General features: G+C 54.6%; 19 protein-coding genes and 3 pseudogenes. 8 read left to right on the plus strand and 14 right to left on the minus strand.

Going from position 1 to position 21,953, the window contains the following annotated elements:
* Nucleotides 1-184: 184 nt before the first annotated feature.
* From KBP52_RS09180 to KBP52_RS09200, 5 genes and pseudogenes are all read right to left on the minus strand, one after another.
* Nucleotides 185-1,597, minus strand: coding sequence for an aldehyde dehydrogenase family protein (locus KBP52_RS09180; protein ID WP_012723261.1), 1,413 nt, complete (start codon nt 1,595-1,597; stop codon nt 185-187).
* A 12-nt stretch (nt 1,598-1,609) separates the two neighbouring features.
* Nucleotides 1,610-2,650, minus strand: a complete 1,041-nt coding sequence (locus tag KBP52_RS09185; RefSeq protein ID WP_012723260.1) for a homoserine dehydrogenase — start codon at nt 2,648-2,650, stop codon at nt 1,610-1,612.
* 171 nt (nt 2,651-2,821) lie between these two features.
* On the minus strand, nt 2,822-3,259 hold the full coding sequence (locus KBP52_RS09190) for an Lrp/AsnC family transcriptional regulator (RefSeq protein ID WP_012723259.1): 438 nt from the start codon (nt 3,257-3,259) through the stop codon (nt 2,822-2,824).
* 31 nt (nt 3,260-3,290) lie between these two features.
* Nucleotides 3,291-4,667: a threonine synthase gene (gene thrC / locus KBP52_RS09195; protein WP_012723258.1), complete on the minus strand. Its 1,377-nt coding sequence runs from the start codon at nt 4,665-4,667 to the stop codon at nt 3,291-3,293.
* Nucleotides 4,668-5,192: 525 nt separating this feature from the next.
* Nucleotides 5,193-5,852, minus strand: a pseudogene (locus KBP52_RS09200) (transposase); the annotation flags it as partial.
* 14 nt (nt 5,853-5,866) lie between these two features.
* On the opposite strand from KBP52_RS09200, the pseudogene KBP52_RS09205 reads away from it, so the two are divergent.
* The 4 genes and pseudogenes from KBP52_RS09205 to KBP52_RS09220 form a co-directional block, all read left to right on the plus strand.
* Nucleotides 5,867-6,078: pseudogene (locus KBP52_RS09205) on the plus strand (transposase); the annotation flags it as partial.
* Between the two features lie 10 nt (nt 6,079-6,088).
* Nucleotides 6,089-6,232: pseudogene (locus KBP52_RS30665) on the plus strand (group II intron maturase-specific domain-containing protein); the annotation flags it as partial.
* Nucleotides 6,233-6,240: 8 nt separating this feature from the next.
* Nucleotides 6,241-6,546, plus strand: coding sequence for a TIGR00366 family protein (locus KBP52_RS09215; protein WP_043205095.1), 306 nt, complete (start codon nt 6,241-6,243; stop codon nt 6,544-6,546).
* Between the two features lie 126 nt (nt 6,547-6,672).
* Nucleotides 6,673-7,044 carry a LasR-specific antiactivator QslA gene (locus KBP52_RS09220; protein WP_212622645.1) on the plus strand — a complete coding sequence of 124 codons (372 nt, stop codon included), beginning with the start codon at nt 6,673-6,675 and terminating at the stop codon, nt 7,042-7,044.
* Between the two features lie 168 nt (nt 7,045-7,212).
* Here KBP52_RS09220 and KBP52_RS30740 read toward each other — a convergent pair whose 3' ends face one another.
* The 8 genes from KBP52_RS30740 to KBP52_RS09260 all read right to left on the minus strand — a co-directional run bounded on the left by KBP52_RS30740 (nt 7,213) and on the right by KBP52_RS09260 (nt 15,759).
* Nucleotides 7,213-8,517 carry a PAS domain-containing protein gene (locus tag KBP52_RS30740; protein WP_012723255.1) on the minus strand — a complete coding sequence of 435 codons (1,305 nt, stop codon included), beginning with the start codon at nt 8,515-8,517 and terminating at the stop codon, nt 7,213-7,215.
* A gap of 133 nt (nt 8,518-8,650) precedes the next feature.
* Entirely contained in the window at nt 8,651-9,832 is a 1,182-nt protein-coding gene (locus tag KBP52_RS09230; protein WP_012723254.1) for a hypothetical protein, read from the minus strand.
* A 172-nt stretch (nt 9,833-10,004) separates the two neighbouring features.
* Nucleotides 10,005-11,327, minus strand: a complete 1,323-nt coding sequence (locus KBP52_RS09235) for an allantoin permease (protein WP_012723253.1) — start codon at nt 11,325-11,327, stop codon at nt 10,005-10,007.
* Between the two features lie 111 nt (nt 11,328-11,438).
* Nucleotides 11,439-12,413: a biotin-dependent carboxyltransferase family protein gene (locus KBP52_RS09240; RefSeq protein ID WP_012723252.1), complete on the minus strand. Its 975-nt coding sequence runs from the start codon at nt 12,411-12,413 to the stop codon at nt 11,439-11,441.
* Entirely contained in the window at nt 12,410-13,282 is an 873-nt protein-coding gene (locus KBP52_RS09245; protein WP_012723251.1) for an allophanate hydrolase subunit 1, read from the minus strand. The genes KBP52_RS09240 and KBP52_RS09245 overlap by 4 nt, the downstream gene beginning before the upstream one ends.
* Nucleotides 13,279-14,652: an acetyl-CoA carboxylase biotin carboxylase subunit gene (locus tag KBP52_RS09250; RefSeq protein WP_012723250.1), complete on the minus strand. Its 1,374-nt coding sequence runs from the start codon at nt 14,650-14,652 to the stop codon at nt 13,279-13,281. The genes KBP52_RS09245 and KBP52_RS09250 overlap by 4 nt, the downstream gene beginning before the upstream one ends.
* A gap of 10 nt (nt 14,653-14,662) precedes the next feature.
* Nucleotides 14,663-14,908 (minus strand): acetyl-CoA carboxylase, encoded by a 246-nt coding sequence (locus KBP52_RS09255; protein ID WP_012723249.1) that lies wholly within the window; start codon nt 14,906-14,908, stop codon nt 14,663-14,665.
* A 92-nt stretch (nt 14,909-15,000) separates the two neighbouring features.
* Entirely contained in the window at nt 15,001-15,759 is a 759-nt protein-coding gene (locus KBP52_RS09260) for a 5-oxoprolinase subunit PxpA (RefSeq protein WP_012723248.1), read from the minus strand.
* Nucleotides 15,760-15,884: 125 nt separating this feature from the next.
* Here KBP52_RS09260 and KBP52_RS09265 point away from each other — a divergent pair, with 125 nt between their 5' ends.
* Complete coding sequence (locus tag KBP52_RS09265) at nt 15,885-16,802, plus strand: LysR family transcriptional regulator (RefSeq protein ID WP_012723247.1); 918 nt, start codon at nt 15,885-15,887, stop codon at nt 16,800-16,802.
* A gap of 112 nt (nt 16,803-16,914) precedes the next feature.
* Here the strand turns inward: KBP52_RS09265 and KBP52_RS09270 are convergent, their stop codons facing one another.
* On the minus strand, nt 16,915-17,919 hold the full coding sequence (locus KBP52_RS09270; protein WP_012723246.1) for a GntR family transcriptional regulator: 1,005 nt from the start codon (nt 17,917-17,919) through the stop codon (nt 16,915-16,917).
* A 303-nt stretch (nt 17,920-18,222) separates the two neighbouring features.
* On the opposite strand from KBP52_RS09270, the gene KBP52_RS09275 reads away from it, so the two are divergent.
* From KBP52_RS09275 to KBP52_RS09285, 3 genes are all read left to right on the plus strand, one after another.
* Complete coding sequence (locus KBP52_RS09275; RefSeq protein WP_012723245.1) at nt 18,223-19,581, plus strand: amidase; 1,359 nt, start codon at nt 18,223-18,225, stop codon at nt 19,579-19,581.
* Nucleotides 19,582-19,643: 62 nt separating this feature from the next.
* Nucleotides 19,644-20,525, plus strand: a complete 882-nt coding sequence (locus KBP52_RS09280) for a polysaccharide deacetylase (RefSeq protein ID WP_012723244.1) — start codon at nt 19,644-19,646, stop codon at nt 20,523-20,525.
* A 60-nt stretch (nt 20,526-20,585) separates the two neighbouring features.
* Entirely contained in the window at nt 20,586-21,944 is a 1,359-nt protein-coding gene (locus KBP52_RS09285; protein WP_012723243.1) for an MFS transporter, read from the plus strand.
* Nucleotides 21,945-21,953: the final 9 nt, after the last annotated feature.

Raw genomic sequence — 21,953 nt, forward strand, 5'->3', positions numbered from 1 at the left:
TTCTTGTGCCCAGACACATGAGTGCCGAGCACGACTCTAATCCGTGAGCTCCATGGCGCTTCAATATTTATAGCAATAACAACATCAAGAGAACCAACTGCTCCTTGGATCATAAAAAAAGCACTGGACGGGGTGACCAAACCATATCCAATGCTAAAGACCTAACCAGATTATATTTACCCGCTCAATTAAGCTTATTTATACAAATCACCTTTGGTTGCGTCATATCTTCATATGCGAAGCGGACACCCTCTCGCCCTAAGCTCCCATATTTGAAACCACCAAAAGGCATTGCATCAAATCGATAGTCGGATGAGTCGTTAATCATGATTCCACCCGCCTCAATTCGGCGAGCAGCGGACAAGGCTTTGTTCAGGTCGTTGGTGAAAATTCCTGCATGCAAACTGTAGTCTGGCTCATTTGCAAATGCGATGGCTTCATCTAAACCTGTAACAGGCTCCAAAACTACTACCGGAGCAAAAACTTCGTTACACCACAGTAGCGAATTGTGACTTACATTTTCAAGCACTGTAGCAGCGTAACAGGCACCTTCCCGAAGATGTCCACACAACAGTTTTGCACCCTGCTGTAAAGCTTCACCTACTACTTTTTCTGCGTTCATCGCGGCTTGAGCACTGATCATTGGGCCAACATCTGTACTCTCCAACGCTGGGTTGCCAACTACCAGTTTCGAAGATAACGCAACGAAACGTTCGCGAAACTCTTCATAAATGGTCTCCTGGATCAGCAACCTCTGTGCGCCAATGCAGTTTTGTCCAGCAGCCCAGAAGGCACCCGAGACGCATGATTCGACTGCTGCCTCAAGATCGCAATCCTCCAATACGATCACTGGCGCGTTACCGCCCAGATCCATTGCTAGTTTCTTCAAACCGGCACCACGCGCAATGTGCTCGCCTGTTACGAAACCGCCAGTAAAAGAGATCATCCGAACCTCACGGGAGGCAACCAGTGCTTTCCCCAGTTCAGCGCCACCTGTTGCTACTGTGACCACCGATTGTGGCAGCCCGGCCTCAAACAAGTAATCCACCAACTTGATCGCAGATAATGGGGCAAGCTCAGACGGTTTTAGAATCACGGCATTCCCACCCGCGATTGCGGGGCCCAGCTTATGTGCGACCAGGTTCAGCGGATCGTTGTAGGGTGTAATTGCGACAATCAATCCCAACGGTTCCCTGGAAAACCAGCCTTGACGGGATTCGGAACCTTCGTATGCGTCAAAAGGCAGCACCTCACCAGCGTTGCGCCTAGCCTCGTCAGCAGAGAGCCTGAGAGTGTTGACGCATCTTTTGACTTCTTTTTCTGCCTGTTTAACTGTCTTGCCAGCTTCTTGAGTAATCAACTTGGCAAACGATTTTGCATCTCGCTCAATATTTTGCGCAGCCAGCTCAAGTATTTGCGAACGACGATAACGAGGCAGGGCTGCACAGATCTGCACGCCGATTCTGGCCTGTTCAAGAAGCATTTTTACGTCTGCTGCGTGAACCTCTTTTACTGTACCTATAATGCTTCCATCAAAAGGATTGAATACTTCAATTTGGTCACAGACATTTGCAATAGCAAGGTTTGAATTAGCCATCTCTAGTCCTTCCTATTTCTTGTAAGCTGTATGAATGTTGATGATATCGGAAAGGAGTGCAAACGCTGTTTCGATTCTTCCTGCGCCTGGCCCCGAGACAGTGACTGCACCCAAGAGCTCGGTATTGAACGAAATTGCGTTAGTGGCACCAGAAATTCCAGCTAGTGGATGTTCGCTGCTCAAAAGCTTCGGCTCAACGGTGCCAGAAACCGAGCCATCAGCGTTGCGTTTAGCAGAGCCAATAAGTTTCCAGTGCGAATTATTTTGACGTGCGTCATCAATATCGTTGGCAGTCAGACCGGAGATTCCGACGCAGCTAACGTCACTAATACTTAGTTTTGCACCAAGCAGTTCGTTCGCGAGAATTACCACCTTCAAACGAACATCGTAGCCTTCAACATCTGCCGTAGGATCCGCTTCGGCATATCCCAGTTTTTGGGCTTCAGCTACAGCTTCAGAAAATGCTAGCCCACTTTCCATACGCGTCAGAACGTAATTAGAGGTGCCGTTGAGAATGCCTTCGAAGCCTACGATTTCACTTCCAGCCAACGACTGCTTAGCGAGCCGAATGACAGGAGTACCGCTCATTACTGATCCTTCATACTCAAAGGCCATATTATTCTTAAGCGATAGCTCTTTGATTGTGGCAGCATGAATGGCGATTGGCCCTTTGTTAGTGGTTACGACATGTTTGCCACCCTCCAGTGCCCAGCGACAGAAGGTGGTCGCAGGCTCACCATCGATAGGGTTGGTAAAAGTCGCTTCCGCAATGATGTCTGCACCCGAATTTTTGATGACCGTTTCGTTAAACGCTTCGACGGTACCACCTGGGATTTGCGCTAGTGCTCCTTTAGTTGCTGGCAAGCTCACCAGCGCACCAGCGTCCAACCCGTCGCGATTGATTACAGAGCCGAGGAAAAGGTCAGTGACACCGACAATTTTCAGGGTAAAACCCAGACTCTCTTTCCAAGACGTATTGCGCTCTGAAATGAGTTGAGCCAAAGCCCGGTTAACACCACCAAAACCTACCAGTGCTATTTTGTATTCCGTCATTTCTTGTTATCTCCGATCCGTTAGGTTAGCTATGGCCCCTAGCTTAGGACGGAGGTGCTGGCAGTAAAATATGCCGAAAAGCATTATTTTTTGAGCGTTTTGACTGTTCCGTCGCCAAAATGGCCAGCCGCAAAGAGCCAGATCCATCGGCTCTTTAGGGTATTCACATCCTTAGATAACGTTCAGCAGAACGAAAGAAGTTATTGTGTTTTCCACGCCTGGCATCGCAGAAATTTCGTTCCAAACTTTGTGTACGCGCTCTGGGCTGGAAGCACCGACACGTACCATCAAGTCATACTCACCACTCATGACTTCACACTGAAGGACTTCCGGCATTTTTCTCAATGCTTCCAGTACTTCTGTCCCACGCATGCGGTCATAGCGATAGACAAACATGACAGCGTTTATGAGTGAAGATGGTGTCTGCCCCTCCGGTCTACGTAAGGTATATCCTTGTATCGCGCCGTCGCGCTCCAGCCTTTCAATGCGTTGGCGTACAGCATTTCTCGATAGGTTAACTTTTATAGCAAGCTCTGCATGGGTAGCCCTGCCATTCAGAGTCAGCTCTGCGATTATGCGTTCATCGAGTGAGTCAAGAACTCGTTTCACTTATTCACCCGCTTATCTACTTTGTTATTTTTCAGATGCTGCTGAGCACTTGATTTATAGTGCCAACGTCGTCTGGGTTTATTCGATACAATCTTAGTGAGCAGCTACTCTGTACAGGCGTTACCTTCGGTATAGGTACGATGCCAAGCTTAGCAAGTAGTATAGCCGACTTTATTGGTGAAACCTCCCCGAGAGTGACCATCGGAGCCACCATGCTGCGTCTATAGAGTCTAGCGGCGAGCACCCCCGTCGCCGTGTGCGGGTCAATTATATAGCCAGTATCGTGATGCATGCTCTTTATCTCCGCTAAGGTTTCTTCATCGCTTACGGAGTAAGAGTCAATAATCATTCGTGCTTGCAGCCATAGCTTATTGTCTATGACCATTTCTCCGTTTTCCTCAAACTCCTCCATCAGCTTACTCACAGCAACGGAATCCTTACCATAGAGCTCCCATAGTAATCGTTCCAGATTTGAAAAAACCGAAAGATCCATTGCAGGAGATAAACTCCTATCAGACTTGATTCTGGAATAATGATTTTTCAAAAACAATTGATGCAAAGCATCATTACGATTGGTAGCAACAATCATTTGAGTGATCGGCAACCCCATTTTCTGCGCAATGTACCCTGCATAAACTTCAGAAAAGCTTGATGCCGGAACACTGAACCCAATAGTTCTTTGCCCCCCACTGAGTTGAAGTGTGGCATAGAAGTAGAAAACCAACTGCGCCATGACATTAACCCAATTACTCGAATTAAAGCTAACTGCCGTGTAATTTGACTGCCAATTTCTAAACAGTTTCGAGACAATCATTTGACAGTCATCAAAGCTCCCATTTACTGCGAAGCGATAAAGGTTAGGATGGTCTGACGCATGCAATCGCATAATCTGCTCATCTGGAGAACCCGATTCTGGAAAAAATGCAACAACAACCGAACTTTGACTATTCTTAAAAGCTTCAATGGCGGCAAGTCCAGTGTCTCCATTCGTCGCCCCTACAATCAGTGCCCGGCGCTTCCGTTTTGCAAGGAAGTACTCCACAAAACGGACTTGCAACTGGGCTGAAAAATCTTTCGAAGAGCGAGTCGGCCCGTGAAACAACTCAAGTACCCATTCATTCCTATCGACCTGTTGTAAGGGCGCAATAGTGCGATGATCGAATTCACTATAAGCATCTTTAAGAAGCTGCTTTAGATCCTCTTCTGGGATCGTCTGACCAACGAATGGCTTTATAACTCGAAAAGCCAGTTCGTCATAGGTGAGCATCGACCAATTCGCTATCTCCTGAGCACTAAACTCCGGTGGAGCACTTGGCATATACAATCCACCATCCTCAGCGACTCCAGATAGTACAACCGTTTCAAAGTCAGCCTTGGTAGCAGAATTGCGGCTACTTACGTATTGCATTATTAACTCCACCTACTGTTTTTGAATGCTAACCTATCTGATTTTGGGCTTATCTTGAGGGAGCATTTCGTCCGCTTCGATCGCCTTAGCCGACCCGCTGCTAGTAGCTTACCCCAACGTTCCAAAGACTCACTACGATGCAGGGAAGATGCTGGACAGAAGCGATTCCTCCGCACTGTACCCTTTGGAACCTGGCGCTTGAATACTAGATTAGGACGTGTCTCAAACTTAACAAATATAGCGCTTCGCTTTATTTTATGGTCGATCTGACCAATTTTGATCGATTTGACATAAAAAACTTCAAATACTAGTGCAAATTGTAATTATCGGATTAGCTGTCTGATCCAATATATCTCATTTATCAGCACCAGCTCGTAAGCTTAGCCAGCTGGTCATGCTGGCAGCCATGTAATGAAAAAAATCCCTTGAACAGACTGTGTGAAAACGCACTGGAGACCAGCACAACAAACGCCCCTACTAGTGCGGGGCGTTTGTTTTTGTGCGGACGACAAACGAAAACGCCCTTCAGTCTATTAGCGCCATCAATTGGCGGGCCCCGATTACACTAATTGCACGTTTTAGGTTGTAGGCATTCACTGCCAAGGCGATTTCCGCTCTCGCTCCCTCCAGTTGACGCAACAGGAAGCGAGAGTCGCCAAACACCCATTCAGGTTGCCGAAGGGGTGCTCAACGTTGGATCTTCGGTTGGCCATTATATGCGGCTGGGCCAGCACTATTGCTCCATTCGCTCAACGCTTCCTCATTGGCATGGTGTGAGACGTAGCTGCGCTGAGCGCCAGTGATTGAGATTTGAGTGGGCAGGTAGCACAGTCGTTGCATCTGCCTGTTAGATCCGATCGCCCTTGTCGCGCTGTTTGAGCTATCACCACTTGCACTGCGGTAAAACCGGACGAAGGCCCGGCACGTCGCCTCAAAGGCGAGTTTATTGTTTTTACGAAAGTCGGCGATGTTCTTGACGTCGGGCTTAAGCCGGTTAATCAATCACATCACTTCGATGTTGCGCATGCACTCGGCTTTGAGACGCTGCGATGAGCGAATCCGGCGAAACTAGCCGTAGAGGCAGAGTTTGAGCTGGTCGGCACGATCATAAGAGGGGTGCCCCGTGCTTTTGGCCAGCGTTTTATCAAAGCCCAGTTGAACCAGATCCAACTTTGATGTGTAGATCGTTTGGCGTCTGCCGTGAAGCGGTGCTGGCTCAGCAGGTCATCCACGCCGATGAACGCCGGTGCAGATGCTGGCACCTGGCAAGCAGAAAACGCTGAGAGCTTGTGTCTTTGCCTACTGCAACATGCCGCTCTCGGCGTTCAAAGCCGTGGTCTATGACTTCAGCCCCAGCCTTGCTGGTGAGCACGCGCCCAATTATATAGGCTTGTGGAACGGCAAGTTGGTGTGAGACGACCATCGGGGCTCTACTTGCCAAGCTGCGAGAGTTGATCAAGACCAACAAAACAATACGGCAGGCTAACTTGATAGGTTTGCTCAACCCGGTTCTACGAGGCTGGGCGAACTATCACAGTCATGTCGTCACCAAGAAGATCTTCAACCCTGGGGCTTGGGACTAGTAGCCGGCGCACTGATCGCACGACAGGTCGCAAAGCGGCTGCCCAAGGTTCATTTTGGCTACCTCATCGCCTCCGGATACATGGGCTACTTGTTATGGACCCAGGGCTTGTCCAGCTCCATCGCCCTGGCTAACACCGATACCAACAGCCCTATTAACGTCATTTATCAACTGACCGGCATGACGTTCCCTTTCAGCCTCACGATTTTCCAGCCCTACAGCTGGATTTCCGCTGCTTCACGCATTGCGGAGTGTCTAAACATTATCACGGCGCCCACGCCCGAGCTAAAACCATGAGGCATGAACCAGCGCCTCGCCTGATAAGAAACCAGGAAGATTCGCAACGTTAGGTTACAATATCGGCTCCAGCCTGCCCCCCAGGGGCCGATATCACTGTTGGCAAGGAACTTTTCGCGTGTCTGCTTGCGTCTGTTGGATGCTGCGGCAGTGTTGTTCGACAAGGCGTTCCGATATCTGACCCGTATCCCGGCTCAACGCGTTCATCAACAGATCTGCGAATATTTCTCTGTCCCTTCCGCTGAAGACTGTCCCGGTATCCGAATCCCATGGAGTGATGAATTTGGTCCGATGATTGAGGACGGCGTTCGTTGTGCGGAGAGCTGGCTTGACGATTCATCACTACCGCTATGGTGGGCACTGGCGCAGAACCGAAAACGTCATTGTCTAGGGGACTCTCTGGAAGCTTTTGAGGCCGGTTTTCTGCTGTGTTTGCAGCAGAGTCTGATCAACTTTCGTGAAGCCGCTGCATCCCGACCAACCAGTTTTGATGCTTAAGGTTGTATTTGACGTTTGAGATCTGAATTAACCGCTCAGGCCACTAGACGTTGATTGTTCGGGTGTATGCATCGCGGGATGCCACCTGCAGATTTAACAGCAGGCACCAAGGCCGAAAACACTGGGCATCTCGCCCGCAGCGGCCGGAAAGGCGAGAAACATCGGTGCTCAGCGAGCTACCATCCCAGCGGCTTGTTCGGTAGCCTCCGTAGTACGCGTTGCGAGTTTACGAACCTCGTCAGCCACGACAGCGAAACCGCGCCCAGCCTCTCCTGCGCGCGCAGCCTCAATAGCCGCATTTAGGGCCAGGAGATTTGTCTGACTTGCGATGCCCTGTATCGTACCTACAATTTGCGACAACTGGGCGATGTTGGTTTCCAAAGTCCGCTGATGCCTAACCTCTGCGTCTCTCAACTCTTTCTGCTCGTGCTGCAGATGGACGTCCACGAGAGCGCCAACCACGTGAAGTGGAGAGCCAAGCGGATCGCGCCGGGTCTGACCGCGACCCCTGAACCAACGATAATCGCCACTTTTCATCTTCAACCGATACTCGATGTCGAATGGAGTCTTTCCTGACTTATCATTCAAGTGAGCAACGAAAGCGTTGAGGCTTCGGTCTTTATCATCCGGATGCAGCCTAGAAACCCAGCTATCCAAAACATCTGGAAACTCTTCAACAGTTTCAAAGCCGAGCAGTCTTCGGAACTGAGGCGACCACCAGAAGGGGTTTTGTGCATTCACAGGATCTCCGGCGATCACTTCCATATCCCACAATCCATCGGAGAGCATTTCTCTAGCAAGTTCAAACCTGGTGATGATGACGTCGTGTTCCTGATCACGTTCCAACTGATCATGAATATCCCTTAGCGAGCCAGCTACTCGGATCGGAGTTCCTCGCTCGTCACGAAGTGTTTCACCTTGAGCGTGGAACCATCGATAGGAACCGTTCTTCATTGCGAGCCGGTACCTTATCTTATATGGCGTGTTCCCGGACTTGTCGTTGAGATGACGAGCAAAGGCGTCGAGTGTACCCTGCTTGTCCTGTGGATGAATGCGATCCGCCCAACTGGCCAAGACATTTGGGAAATCACGTTCGTCACTAAACCCCAAAAGGTTTCGAAATTGCGACGACCACCAAAAGCTGTTCTTCGGATTAACGGGGTCGCCAGCAACAACATCCATGTCCCAAAGGCCCTCACTAGCAGCCCGATTCACTAAGTCGAATCTGATTTCATGGGCTAAGGCAGAAGCTGTTGACTCGCGAAGTAATTCACGAGCAGCTTCAAGCTCGTATTCAAGTTGGCTAATGCGCGATTGGGACTCACGATTTGATGATTCGAGAAACTCCCAGGCATCAAGGATTGATGGGGCCTCTTTGCAACCGTTGACCTGAGGTACCTTCCCGCTCCTGATAGCAGCTATTAACTGCTGAAGGGCAAAACGGTCACGACGCAAGAATGGAAAAGGGGGCATGGTATGAGACTCAATAAACGTTACGGGCACATTGATAAGGGGCAAGGTAAAACAAAACGATCGCAGCCTATGGCTGTTCCTACGTTGGAACGCGTACGCCTGAGGCTGCCGAAGGCTGCGATCTTTTCAGGGTTTAGAAGTAATACCCAATGTTCATGTACAACTGGTTTTCCCACTGGTTGCTGCCACCTGCCCCCAGACTCTGGGTGTAGCTGCTGCCACCGATGTACGGATCGTTCTTACCGTATAGCCACTCCGTGGCGATCCACAGTTTGCTGACGGAGAACGATGTGCCGAAAATCATCCGCTGCGAGGTCTTGAAGTCGTCGTCGGATTTGTCGAAGGCGCTGTAGTTGGCGTACAGCTTCACGCCGCTGATCTGATCGAACAGGTACTTGCCGCCAACGTCGTAGCTCACGTCCGCCACGTAAAGGTTGCCGCGACTGGCGACGTTGAAGGTGCCGTCGAAGCCGCCGAGGGTCACCAGTTCATCGGTGCCGGGATTGCGCGGGGACATCTGCTGCCGCGCCGCTTGCAGTTGCACGCCCCATGGACCGTTCTTGCCGATGTAGTGCACGGCCACGGCATTGCGCCGGCCGTCGTTGTTGGTGTCCTGGTTCTCCAGGGTCGAGGTCAGGCCGGAGATCCCGACTTCGGATTTCCACGGCCCCAGGTCCAGCGCCTTGGCCACCCGCAGCACCACCGTATTGCGCTCCTGGTTGTTGCTGCCATCGGCGACGTAGCTGTCGGCTTCAGACACCACGCTGGAGTAAGTATCACCCTTGCTGGTGCCTTTACCCTGCCATGCAGGGCGCAGGTAGTAGCCGGCCTGGATGTTCCAGTCGCCACTTTGCTGAATGTACTTGGCACCGATTTCTGACAGGTCTTCCAAGCCCACGACGTTGCCGAGGGTCTCGAAGAAGGTGCTGCCGAAGTATGGCTGCAAACCGAACGGCACCTGATTCAGGCCGACCTGGACCTGCTGGTCGGGGTTGAACTTGTAGCCGATCCACGCCGATTCGGCGAACTGGATGTCACCGACATTCTTTGTGTACTGATAAGGATAGGCCCGCCCATAGAAGCGATATTTGGCCGCTCCGATCCAGGTGTCAGAATTAAACTTGGCGCTGAGAAACGCGGTGTCGAAGTTGAACTTCTGGATGTCACGATCCGGGTCATAATCCCAGCGCGCACGGACCGCGCCGCCGAGGTCAAGGTTGTCGGTCACCTGAACCGCCATGGCCGGTGCCGCAAAAGCGCCGAGCAGCGGAATTAGAGCAATGGAACGGATAGCACGAGGGGTGGTTGTGCGCACAGTGATACTCCCGATTTTCTGATTATTGTTGGGAACAGCAGCCCGGGCCGCAGCGAACGCTGCGACATGAGTAAAGGGTTATAGAGTCATTTGGCTTGAGGTCGGATCAGCCTTCCAATGCCCGCCTTCCATTGTTGGAGCCGGTTGGTCTGGAAGGTATTACTGCAAAATCCTACTCTGCCGACTTCAACCGTAACCGGCTTCGATGGGACAAGCCTGCCTGCAATGCAAATGCAACGATCACAGTCGAGGGTGCGGAAAAGCTGCTCAGGCCAGGGCCGGAGAACATCAGTGCCAGTCCCAATGCGGTGGCGCCAAACCAGGCGCTCAAGCCCGCCGAATTGAACGCTTTCACCCGTTCGAGCGCCGCCACTTCACTGCGTCCGTAAAGAATCTGCGCCAACGCCACACCCACCCAGGCCACCACGAAAATCCCCTGATAGGCCAACGCTTTAAGTAAGTAAGTAAACACGTCCGCGAGCATCAGGCCGTACACGATCACCCCAACCGTCAGCGCCCACATCAAGTACGAACCGCGGATGCCAAAGCGGGCAAAGAACGCCTGCATGTTCATCGTCGCCAGATAGTAATTGGCCGTGTTGATCCGGGTTTGCGTGGCCCAGACAAACAGCAACCCCCACAAGCCCATCAACTGTAAAATTGCCATCACCACCGAGACTTCGTTCAGCGCGCCTTCGTGGGGAATGCTGCTGACCAGGTAGATGCCCGCCGCGCCGTTAAGTAGAAACGTCACCGCGTAGAACGGCATGCCGAAGTTCCAGCGGCCGTGATACTCGGCGTCTTTAGGCTTGCCGAAACGGGCGTAGTCGAAGGTGAACAGCATCAACACCCAGATGCCCATGTACGCAACAAAGCAATCCCACCAACCGAAGGCACTGGGGGTTGCCGGGCCGAAATCCAGCCATTGCGGCTGGTAGCCATAACGACTGATCGACAGCCCCACCGCCACCAGCAAGCCACCCAGGTACACCGGCAGCAACACGCCGTTGAGCTTGTCCAGCCAGTGCTGCACGCTGCCCAGGATCATCGGCACGCTGTACAGCACCACCAGCAACGCGGCCAGCGGGAAGACCAACTGCGGATACAGGTGATTGAGCGCCACGGCGATCACCGAGCCTTCGAATACTGCGTAATAGATGGCCGTCGAGAAGAAGATCAAAGTCGCCAGGCACGCCCCGGTGCTGCCGAACAGCAACCGTGAAAACAACGCCACCGACAAACCGCTGCGGATGGCGAAGCGACTGAGCACCGAGTTGACCAGGCCGTAGCTGATCACCGACAGCACCATGCCGATCAGGGCATTGCGGGCGCCGTACGACAACGCCAGCGATGCGCCGACCACGATGTAGAACATTGCACTGCAGACCGCCCACCAGGCCATGGTCAGGGACAGCCGCCCCATGCGTGCGTCGGCGGGAACGGGGTGATTGGCCGGGTCTTGCCCGGTTTGACTCGATTGCGATAAAGCAGCCATATGCGTGAACTCCAAAACCAGTCAAAGGTTGAAGCGCGGGCAGCCGTCACCGCACTGAAGTGCGACGTTGGCTTGCCGTTTAGCATTACCCGCGCGATGCGGCGGGCAGAATCAGGAAGGGAACAGCTTGCTCAGGCAGCTGAGTTTTTTCTTATAGGAACGTCGCGCTTCCAGCGCCTCTTCGAGGGTCACCGCGACAAAGCGGGCCTTCTGGTTGGGTTGCATCTGGCCGATCAGGTCGAGGTCGGCGCTGATCACCGTGCCAATCATCGCGTAGCCGCCACCGGACACGGCGTCGCGGTGCAACACAATCGGTTCGAGCCCGGCCGGGACCTGAATCGAGCCGATCGGGTAGCAACTGTCGACGATGTTCGATGGATCGGAACCGGCGCCGAACGGTTGCTCTCGCGGCTTAAAATTCAGCGCGCTGCCGCCCTTGAAGCGATAGCCGATACGGTCGGCTTCAGAGCCGACCGTCCACGGCTCGGCGAAAAAGCTTTTCGCCGCCGATTCGGTCAAGCGGTGGTAGTACAGACCGGGCACCACCCGCAGGGTGATTTCGCCACCCAGCGCCTGGCGCAATGCCATGGGCAAACTGGCCCCTGCGCGGCTCTTGCCCCTGGCGATACCGATCGGCAATTCGTCGCCCGCGATCAACCGACGCCCCTGAAAACCGCCCAGCGCGCCGAGCGCATAGGTCGAGCGACTGCCAAGTACGATCGGCACATCAATGCCACCGGCCACCGCCAAATAAGCTCGGGCACCGGCCTTCGGAAAGTCAAAGCGCAACACTTGCCCGGCCTTCACCGCGAACGCGGTGTCGTGGTGCATTTCCACGCCATCGACCCGTGCCGTCATGAGCGCGCCGCAGACCGCCACCAGTGCATCCTGCTGAAACTCCAGCTCCGGTCCAAGCAACGTGCATTCCAGCGCCGCCGAACCAGCCGGGTTACCAACCAGTTGATTGGCCGCGCTCAAGGCGTATTGATCGAGCGCACCGGAAGGTGGAATGCCCAAGTGGTAATAACCTTCGCGGCCCAGGTCCTGCACCGAAGTCGCGAGGCCGGGTTTGAGGATCTTGATCATGCCAACACCTCCTGTAGCGACTTGGGATAGCCGACGGGATCGGCCAGAAAGGCATCCAGGGAAAATTCTACCGGCCGGATCCGCAGATCGAAGCGCCCGGCTTCCACGTCGGCCACCGCCTGATCATAGGCCTCACGGTCCATCGGTTTGAATTGCACGATGTCGCCCGGACGGAAAAACACCATGTGCTCCTTGAGGTACGCCAGGTTCTGCTGCGGGTCGTAGATCGGTGCCGGCGTGACGCCGAACATCTGGTAGCCGCCGGCACCGCGCACCGAGTAGATGCAGCCGAAGCAACCGCCATGCCCCAGGGTCAACTTCGGCGTGTCGGTGCGCGGTCGCAGGTATTTGGGCACCTGTAACTGACGCTCGCGCTCGACCATCTGGAACATGAACGGCAGACCCGCGACGAAGCCGACCATAGAGACAAACCACGGCGCACCACTGTGGGCGGCGATGAACGCATCGACGTCTGCCAGGCCGTTAATTCGCGCGGCGTATTCCAGGTCCGTGGCGCTCGGGTCTTGATGACGGTCGCGAAAACGCATCAAGATTTCGTGGGTCCAGGGGTCGTTATAGAGCACCGGAATCTCGATGATCCGCGTCTGCAACGTGCGCTCGGCGACGGCCCCGGCCTCGGCGATTTTTACCGCTTCGAGCAAGCTGTGTGGGGCGATGCGATCCGGGTCAAAACGGATCTGAAATGACGCGTTGGCCAAACACACATCGAGCACACCATCGAGCGCCAGACGTTCGACTGCGCGGGTAACCGCCATGCCTTTGAAGAAGGCTTCAAGGGACATGCTGTCGCTGACTTCGGCAAACAAATGTTCATCGGCGCCGAAGCTGTAGCGGATTGGAGTGCTCATGCTTGACCTCCACGGCCACGCTCGGCCAACCAGGTTTCCAGGGTGCCGGTGTGGAAGTCGGCGCTGTGCAACCACGGTTGTTCCAGCAATTCGCCGTGCAGCGACAAGGTGGTGGCCATGCCGGAGAGCGTGGTGTGCTTCACTGCCAGCCGTGCGCGAGTCAAGGCCTCGGCACGATCACGACCATGGACAATCAGCTTGGCCAGCAGCGAGTCATAGTACGGCGGCACGCGGTAGCCTTGATAGAGATGGGTGTCGACCCGAACGCCCTCGCCTTGCGGCCAGATCAACGATTCGACCAGACCGGGGCTGGGGAAGAAATCCCGCTCCGGGTCTTCGGCGTTCAGGCGCATTTGCAGGGCGGCACCATTGAGCTGGATGTCGCTTTGCTTGAAGCCCAGCGGCTCGCCACCGGCAATGCGCAACATCGCCTGAACTAGGTCGATGCCGGTTATCAGTTCACTGACCGGATGCTCGACCTGAATCCGCGTGTTCATCTCGATAAAAAAGAACTCGCCGGTCACGTCATCATATAGGTATTCCAGTGTGCCGGCGCCCTTGTAGCCCAGGGACTCGGTGAGGCGCACGGCGCTGGTGCAGAGCGTCTCGCGTTGCTGCGGGTTGAGGGCCGGCGATGGCGCTTCCTCGAAAATCTTCTGCCGACGACGTTGCAACGAACACTCACGCTCAAACAAGTGCACCGCGTGCTGACCGTCGCCCAACACTTGAACTTCGATGTGCCGTGCGCGGCTGATGAAGCGCTCCAGGTACACCGCGCCGTTGCCGAACGCAGCCTGGGCTTCGCGCTGGGATCGGGGGAACTCTTCAGCCAGTTGTTCGGCGTTTTCCGCCAGGCGAATACCCCGCCCGCCACCGCCGGCCGAGGCTTTGATCAACAGTGGAAAGCCAACGGCTTCGGCGGCCTTGAGCGCCGATTCGACATCGAACAGTTCACCGGGCGAACCGGGCACCACGGGCACGCCCGCTTCCTGCGCGGTGCGCCGGGCTTCGGCCTTGTCGCCCATGCGCCGGATCGTCTCCGGGCTCGGGCCGACGAAAATGGCCCCGGCCGCCAGCACCGCCTCGGCGAAGTCGGCGTTTTCCGAGAGAAAGCCATAACCCGGATGGACCGCGTTGGCGCCCGTGGCTTTCAGGGCGCCGAGCAATGCCTCGACGTTCAGGTAACTCTTGTCAGCGCGGGCCGGACCGAGAAGGTGCACCTCGTCGGCCATGCGCGCCGCCCGGGAATCGACGTCCGCTTCGCTGCACGCGGCAACCGTGGGAATCCCCAGTGCTTTGGCAGCACGGATAATCCGCACAGCGATCTCGCCACGGTTGGCGACCAGCAATTTTTGAATGGCTTGCGTCATGATCGCGCCCTCACTCGTCGTCGAGTGTTGCGACGACTTGACCCGGTTCCACCGGATCACCGTCTTCCGCCAGGAATGCGCTGAGGCGACCGGCCGTCCCGGCGGTCAGTTCGGAAAACTGCTTCATAACCTCGATCAAGCCAATCACCGTGTCGGCGCTGACCTGCGCGCCGACCTCGACGAAGTTCGCCGATTCAGGGGTGGCTTTGCGGTAGAAGGTCCCCGGCAACGGGGTGATTACAGTGTGTTCGGCCATGTCTGTTCCTCTTGGAATAGTTGTAGAAAGGCAGGCAAAAATGAATCGGTGTGCAAACCTGGCGTCTGCGTGCCAGGCGTTTTCGTCTAATATCAGCGCGGCGCGCGAACCTTGATCCCGGCGCCATCGAGCGCATTGCGGGTGGCTTCGACCAACGCCAGCGCGCCCGGTGTGTCGCTGTGCAAACAGATGGAATCGAATGCGATCGCCAGGTCTTCGCCCTCGACGGTGCGCACCACGCCTTCCTGACAGGCCCGCAGGACCCGCGCCGCGACCTGCGCTGGATCGTAGGCACGCACGTTGCGGGTAAAGACGATGGAGCCGCTGAGGTCGTATTCGCGGTCGGCGTAGAACTCGCGGATCACTGGTTGGCCGAGTTCCGTAGCAACCCGCCAAATTACCGAATCAGGCATGCAATACAGCAGCAGCTCAGGCTCCAGGCGCTGCAGGTTTTCCACCAGCAAGCGCGCCGCTTCTTCGTCCCGAGCCAGGTGCATATAGAGCGCGCCGTGGGGTTTGATGTGTTGCAAGGCCACGCCCTGGACCCTGGCGAGTTCACGCAAGGCGCCGAGTTGATAAAGCATGTCGTCCACCAACTCCTGCGCCGGTGCATTGATGTGCCGGCGGCCGAAACCGACCAGGTCGCGGAATCCCGGATGGGCGCCGATGGCGACGCCCAGGCGCTTGGCCTGCTCGACCGTGCGACGCATAGTGCCGGGATCGCCGGCATGGAAACCGGTGGCGATATTGGCCGAGCTGATAAAACTCATCAGTTCATTGTCAACGCCATCACCGATGGTCCATGGGCCAAAGCCTTCACCCATGTCCGAGTTAAAATCTACTGCCTGCATGACGCTTGCTCCCGACGCTTGTGACTTCATGCAGGTCAAGCTAGATTACCGCGAACCCCTTGGGAAGATCTATTATCAGATAGGCCATCTTCTGAAAAACAGATACCTAATCGCCCGGAGTGCTCATGTCCCTAACCCTGCGCCAGATCCGCTATTTCGTCGCCACGGCCGAAGTCGGGCAAATCTCTCAAGCTGCGATTCATCTGAATATTTCCCAGTCGGCCGTGACTACGGCGATCAAGGAACTGGAAGGCATCATTGGCGCGCTGCTGTTCCAACGCTCGGCCCAGGGCATGAGCCTGACAGACGCCGGGCGGCACTTTCTGAATCGGGCCTATGTGATTTTGCGCAGCGTCGATGACGCGTTGAACAGCCCGTTGCCGGACATCCGCGCTAGTGGCGTGTTGCGGTTGGCGGCGAGCTACACGGTGATTGGTTACTTCCTGCCGCACCATTTGCAGCGGCTGGAGCATTGGCATCCGGATGTGACCATCGAAGTCCACGAACAAGAACGGACGGCCATCGAAGAAGGTCTGCTCGAAGGTCGCTTCGACATGGCAGTGGTGCTGACCGCAAACCTCACGCTCCCGGACATCGTTTCGGAAACTCTCTTCAGCTCCGAGCGGCGGTTGTGGCTGCCCAGCCACCACCCCCTGTGCGAACGCTCAGCCGTAAGCCTCGCTGACGTGGTGAAAGAGCCCTACATCCTGCTGACAGTCGACGAGGCCGAACAAAGTGCGATGCGTTACTGGGAACACGCACATCAACAACCGAACGTCAAGGTGCGCACCAGTTCCGTCGAGGCGGTGCGCAGCATGGTCGCCAATGGCAGCGGCGTAGCGATCCTCTCTGATCTAGTGCACCGTCCCTGGTCACTGGAAGGCAAACGCATAGAAACACTGACCATCACCGAACAGGTGACACCGATGAGCGTCGGACTGGCGTGGCATCGCGAACGTGAATTCAGCCCGGCGATGCACGCATTTCGAAATTATTTCCACGATGCATTTTTGGCACCCCAACAGCATTCCGCACGACGCTGAAAGATACGTAAAAGTAATCCACCGGCTTGACCTCATAAACGGTCATATCAGGGATTGAAAAAATGCAGTTAACTGAAAATTGGCGAGTTGCATCCGATGATAAAGGCGCCCTTCAAGCAAGTCTTTCCAAGTAGCGAGGCACTTCAGGCTCCGGAAGTACGGATAGCACCTTCAGGCGCTGCAAGGTTCGCTCGCGGGCTTTGGATATGTGGTCTCGAAGGCAGGAGCAGGCTGAGTCAACTGTTCCGTAAAGCAGTGCCTCAAAAACTAGCCTGTGCTCTACCAGCATGGCCTCATCGTTGCTTGTGTTCAGAGACTCGTGCAGAACACGTCCGACATTCAACGGAATCTGACACTGGCGAATGACTGCAGCCATTCGAGCGTTACTCAACCCTGCTAGGCAAGTGACGTGCAGATCCTGTTCGAGCTGTTCTATGTCTACTCGTTGGACACCTCGCCCAGCTTCTTGCGCCCTGATTATTCGCCCCAACATATTTTCAAGGTCGCCGCGTGGGACATGCTCTACACCTTGGCGAAGTGCATCAGGCTCAAGAAGCATGCGCAGCTCATAGTCCTGTTTGACTGCCTCTGCAGTTAACGGCCCTGCCAACCATTGAGAGTAAGGCTCCTTTTCTACCAAGCCTTTATCCCTGAGACGCATCAGAGCTTCCCTGACCACGTTTCTGCTGACGTTCAATTCTTCAGATGCGCTTTGCTCATCTATTCGGTAGTGCCCAAAGACCATAAAGCGAATAACCGTTTCCGCCAAGTGATCGTAAATGCGCTCACCTAGAGGTCGATAATCGATCAAATCTTCCTGAGGTTCTAGTCCGAGCAACTCACGTGTCAGCGGGACGCGTATTGGGGCTTTGCTCCGACCATCAGGATCAATGAGAAATCCACGGCCTTCAAAGCGACGGATCAAGCCCTCCTCATGCAAGAGATTGAGTGCCTGGCGCACCGGTACGCGGCTAGTACCGAAGAGTTCGGCTAGAGGTGCTTCTACCAATACAAGTCCAGCAGTCGCTTGCCCGCTAAGAATCGCTTCACGCAGCGCGTTGCGGATGGTTTCGTAGCGTGAGGCCGGTCGATCTTCGGTCGGTAGTGCTGCAGGCATCAAGACTGTTCTCAAGAAACGGGGGGTGGGTGAGTTTCTCACACGATAAGCGAGATGTGATCGCGATCGGTAACACCTCATTGATCAGTTTTAGGGCGAGCGTGTTACCAAAAACCCCAAAATGGATCATTTTATTAAAAATACAATTTTCAAGCCATGGCCTGACAGGATGCTGTGTCCCTCTACCAACCTCCCGGCGCTGAGCCATCTGCCGCATTATGTGTTGAGCAAATACGCGACTTGGCACGGTCGATGCTTTTGGTAATGTATGTATTAATAAAATATACATTTTAGAGGTCTACCATGCTTGCCGATGCCTTTTCCTTGGCTCAGAAATTTGCCGACGGAACGTCCGACCCTGTCACGGCCCTTAAAGATGCGTTGAAACTCAGCGCAGACGCGCCTGCTGCATTCATCACATTTTGTGAGGATCGAGCGCAGCGTGAAGCTGCAGCTGCACAGGCACGCTGGAAAGCCGGGCAGCCCTTGTCTCGATTCGACGGCGTCCCGGTAGCTTGGAAAGATCTATACGACCTGGCCGGATATGTGACTACCGCAGGCGCGAAAGTACTTTTACATACCCCCCCTGCTTCACACGACTGCGCGCTGGCTGTGGCACTTAGCCGCGCAGGTCTTGTGAGCATAGGGAAAACCAACCTGAGCGAATTGGCATACTCAGGCCTGGGACTCAATCCCCACTTTGGCACGCCGGTCAATGCCGCGTCGAAAGATGAAGTGCGCGTACCTGGTGGATCCTCATCAGGATCTGCTATCGCTGTGGCGCGAGGCATCGTACCTATCGCCATGAGCACCGATACAGCGGGATCAATACGAGTGCCGGCAGCTTTCAATGGCTTGGTTGGCTATCGAAGCAGCTCGCGCCGTTACTCGTTTGCTGGGGTCATGCCCCTTGCACGCACGCTTGACTCATTGGGGCCTATCACTCACAGCGTTCGCGACGCTATTGCGGTCGATAACCTTTTGCTGGGCGATCGACGAGGGCTGTCCTTCGAGACTACAGGCCTTCCAGTAGCAGGGCTTAGGCTCCGTGTGGACATCAAGGTGCTCAATGACACACGTATTCAGCCAGCAGTGAGATCTAACCTTCTTACCGCAGTTGAGAAGCTGGCTCTGGCAGGAGCAGTAATCGAAGAAACGCCGGTTCTCGCGTTCCATCAAGCGCTGGAACTCATAGAGCAGGTGGGGTGGCTTGGAAGTGCTGAGGCCTTCGCACTCCATCAAGAGCTCCTAGATAGCCCAGCGGCAGAGCAACTTGATCCAAGGGTTCGAAAGAGGCTTGAGACCGCCCGAACATTTCCTGCCAGCAAGCAGGTGCGCTTGTACCAGGCCGCTGAGGCGCTGAAAAAGCAAATTACGAGCGAATTGGACGGCGCCTTCTTGATCACTCCTACCGTCGCGCATGTTGCCCCCCTACTTACGCCTCTTGAAGAAGATGCCAGCATCTTTGCTGCCACCAACCTGGCGACGCTACGGCTAACGATGCCGGGAAGCATGTTGGACATGCCTGGCGTTGCGCTGCCCAGCGGGATCGGTGATGCCGGGATGCCTACCAGCCTGCTTCTTTCGAGCTTCAGCGGAAATGACGAAGAGCTGCTCCGAGCCGCTTTAACCGTCGAGTCATACATTCGAGTCACTGAATAAATACGCATGGGATGCGGGGCTCTTACACCTGCATTCAATTGAATAACAAAGAGGTATGAATCATGGCGAAGGAAATATTTGTATCAATCGGCGTTGACGTAGATGCGGTCGCAGGGTGGCTGGGCTCGTATGGTGGCGAGGACTCCCCTGACGATATTTCCCGTGGTCTTTTCGCTGGTGAAGTGGGTTCACCAAGGCTTTTAAAACTGTTCGAAAAGTACGACCTGCGTACTACTTGGTTCATTCCAGGACATTCCGTAGAAACCTTTCCCAAGCAGATGAGGGCGGTTGTTCAGGCCGGTCACGAAATCGGGGTGCACGGATATAGCCATGAGAACCCTATTGCGATGACTCCAGAACAAGAAGAAATAGTTCTGGATAAATCGATTGAAATTATCACCAAGCTGGCTGGCAAGCGACCCACTGGCTACGTGGCGCCATGGTGGGAATTCAGCAACGTTACAAACGAACTTCTTCTGAAGAAAGGTATCAAGTACGACCACAGTTTGATGCACAACGATTTTCACCCTTACTACGTTCGTGTGAAGGACAGCTGGAACAAGATTGACTATAGCCAACACCCAGATACCTGGATGAAGCCGCTGGTGCGCGGTGAAGAGACCGATTTGGTTGAAATTCCGGCCAACTGGTACCTCGACGATCTACCTCCGATGATGTTCATCAAGAAGTCGCCTAATAGCCACGGCTTCGTAAATCCACGCCATTTAGAAGAGATGTGGCGTGATCAGTTTGACTGGGTATACCGCGAACACGACTACGCGGTGTTTCCAATCACCATTCACCCGGACGTTTCGGGTCGCCCTCAAGTGTTGCTGATGCTCGAGCGACTCATTGAGCACATGAAAAGTCATGAAGGCGTGAAGTTCGTCACGATGGACGAAATAGCCGATGACTTTATTCGTCGTCAGCCTCGAAACGGCTGAGTGTTTTGCTGCGGGTAACTCCTCCATCACGAGTTCTACAAAAACAAGAGAAATGCCAATATGACCACTACACAGACAATATCAACGACGCAAGTAAATGAGTCCGGTGCTTGGAAGCCCGTACAGCTTGAATCCAAGGATGTTACTTACGCCACATGGATCGCATTCTTCGCGTGGGTATTTGCTGTCTATGACTTCATCTTGTTTGGCACGCTGCTGCCAGTCATGGGTGGTCATTTCACATGGAGTGAGGCTGAGCAGGCGCAAATCGCCACTTATGTAGCTGTAGGCGGTGCAGTCATCGCTTTTATCGTTGGCCCGCTGGTAGACCGAATCGGACGCCGCGGGGGAATCATCTTGACCATTGGCGGCACCGCAATTTGCTCGGCGCTGACTGCGGTCTGTGCGGGTATGGGCAAAGCGCCGCTGATTGCAGTTCGTTCAGTTGCCGGTCTGGGCTACGCCGAGGAAGGGGTCAACGCGACGTACCTTACCGAGGTTTATGCCGCGTCTACTGATCCGAAGATAATCAAGCGCCGGGGTTTTGTGTACAGCCTGGTGCAGAGTGGCTGGCCGGTTGGTGCACTCATTGCTGCGGGCCTGACCGCTCTGCTGCTTCCGCATATTGGTTGGCAAGGTTGCTTCATCTTTGCAGCAATACCCGCACTCGTGGTAGCGATCCTCGCTCGCAAGCTGAAAGAAAGCCCACAGTTCCAGGTTCATCAGCGCATTCACCAACTGCGTAAAGCTGGAGATGAATCTGGGGCGCGCAGCTTGGCTCTGGAATACCACGTCGATTATGACGAGCACTCCAAAGCCGGAGTTGCGGCAGCCTTCCGGGGTGCAGCACTCCGTCCAACGCTGGTGTTGAGCCTGGCGATTCTTCTCAACTGGTCTGCCATTCAAGTCTTCAGCGTTTTGGGGACATCAGTAATCGTGAGCGTCCACCAGCTTTCGTTCCAGAATTCATTGTGGATCCTGGTTCTGTCCAACCTAGTTGGTTTCATCGGCTATCTGTTTCACGGTTGGCTGGGTGACCGATTTGGTCGCCGAAACACTGTTGCATTTGGGTGGATGTGTGGAGGGCTGGCGTTTTACGCCATGCTCCAGGCACCTAGTGAGCTGACGACCGTTGTTGCGTTGTACAGCCTGGGACTGTTCTTCCTCACTGGCCCCTATTCAGCAATGTTGTTCTTTATGGGCGAAAGCTTCCCCACCAGCATCCGCGCAACAGGCGGAGCAATTGTTCATGCCATGGGCCCAATTGGCGCCATCGTCGCCGGCCTAGGGATTACCAGCGTGTTAACGACAGGTGGTCAGTGGCATAGCGCAGCGCTTTGGTTCGGCGCGCTGCCCTGTTTCTTGTCCGGCTTAGTGATGCTGGCAGCCCGACACGTAGAACCTCATTCCGTAAAATAAGAAGGAGCT

This window comes from Pseudomonas sp. SCA2728.1_7, assembly GCF_018138145.1.
Lineage (GTDB): Bacteria > Pseudomonadota > Gammaproteobacteria > Pseudomonadales > Pseudomonadaceae > Aquipseudomonas > Aquipseudomonas koreensis_A.